The organism is Aliivibrio sp. S2TY2 (assembly GCF_028765525.1).
Classification (GTDB): Bacteria; Pseudomonadota; Gammaproteobacteria; order Enterobacterales; family Vibrionaceae; genus Aliivibrio; species Aliivibrio finisterrensis_A.
The window spans coordinates 1-1,846 of the sequence record NZ_JARACS010000029.1 but is presented as its reverse complement, the minus strand read 5'-3'; the positions used below and the strand labels follow the sequence as shown (position 1 = coordinate 1,846).

Annotated in this window: 1 protein-coding gene; it reads right to left on the bottom strand. The window is 37.9% G+C overall.

What is annotated here, in order from left to right:
• Positions 1-281 precede the first annotated feature (281 nt).
• Positions 282-1,571, bottom strand: coding sequence for a dicarboxylate/amino acid:cation symporter (locus PVK63_RS19835; RefSeq protein WP_130088433.1), 1,290 nt, complete (start codon positions 1,569-1,571; stop codon positions 282-284).
• Positions 1,572-1,846: the final 275 nt, after the last annotated feature.

Sequence of the window (1,846 nt, the reverse complement as noted above, 5' to 3'; positions counted from 1 at the left end):
TTAATATATTCGGATGAGCAGTCAACTAAAGCGTAGTTGAGTTTTGTATTTCTGCTCTCTCGTTTTGATGTGGCTAGTATAGGAGTTTATTAATAATTGATAATCCCCCTAAAATGAAAATGATTTTTACGGTTATGTAATAATGCTTGGACTTTTAGTTGTTCATGAGGTCTTTATGATTAGAAAAGCAAATAATAAAGGGAGGTATGCGCTAATATCGAATAAAAAGTGTGAAGCATAAAAAAGCCCGCTAGAGGTTATCCAGCGGGCTTTTATAGAGATTATGCGGAGTAAGATGTTTGAGATAATGATTGCTTTTCTGTGAGTGTTTTTTGTTTATTCTGCCATTTATCAATAACTAAAGCAGCAATCATATCGCCCTCAACGTTGACCGCGGTACGGAAAGTATCAAGTGGACGTTCAATGATTAACAGGATCGCGATAGCTTCTAATGGGATCCCAGCAGCTAAAAGCACCAGTTGCATGCCTGACATAGATCCTGAAGGCATTCCGGGTGCACCAACAGAGGAAACCATAGCCATAATGAAAATCATGATTAATCCTGAGGTTGTTAAATCAACCCCAAAAAGTTGAGCTAAGAATATAGCAGCTACTCCTTCGAATAATGCGGTTCCGTCCATATTCATTACCGCACCAAGGGGTAACACCATACTGCTGGTACTTTGCGACACCCCCAGTTTTTCTTGGGCACTTTGCATTGCTAATGGCAAGGTGGCTGAGCTAGAAGAGGTAGCAAAAGCCATCGCCATAGGAGCAGAAATCGCTTTAAATAAGGTTGTGTATTTAATACCAGTCGCTAGTTTTGCAATCGTTGGTAAAACAATAGCGCCATGAATTAAAGTCAAAACAAAAACTAATAGAGCAAATAGAGCTAATTGTTGAAATAAAGATTCTCCACCACGAATAGTAAAATCAAAAACAATCGCAAATACCGCCAATGGAGATAATTTAATTATCCAACCCACTATCGTATTAATGCTTTTATTTAAACCACTGAGTACCTCAAAAATAGGGTGTTTTTCTGGTAATGATGAGAGTAAAGCTAGCCCTAACATAAATGAAAACACAACGATAGCGAGCAAATTACCATTCGTTAATGCAGCAATAGGATTAACAAAAGCCATATTAAGTAGTTTTCCAGCAATGGCAGCGCCGCCAGCAGACTCTTCACTAATAAGCTGAACATTATCACCAACAGGTGCAAACTCAGTCAGAGGTTGCCATGCGGGTAATAATAATGATGCACCTAAACCGAGAGAAATAGCCAATAGAGTAGTGAAACTATAGAACAGTAGGGTATTTCGACCGACTTGCTTTAGATGAGTGATAGAACCAATACTTGTTATGCCCTGAAGTAAAGAAAACATAACGACAAGGCCAACGACCATTTTAAGTAAACCGATATAAGTGACTTTTCCTAACATCACTAATTGATACCAAGAAGTTTGCGTTACGTCAGTTGTCGGAGAAATTAATAGGGTAAAAAGCCATGCAAGTAATGCAGCTAGTAGCAGTTGCAAAGGCAAAGATTGACGAAGTTTAGTCAACATAATAATGGTTTCCAGTAATTTTGGATAAAGTGTTTTATACGTTTATTGAAGGACTTTTCCTTTAATAAACATATGCACCTTTAAAAAATAAAGCCCGCTCGAAATGAATCTAACGGGCTTTACGTTTAGTTAATAATCGTTAAGTTTTAAATGTTAAAACTTATTTATCCATGTGTAGAACAGTACGGATAGATTTACCTTCGTGCATTAGATCGAACGCCGCGTTTACATCCGCAAGACCCATAGTGTGAGTGATGAAATCATCAAGAGCGAAC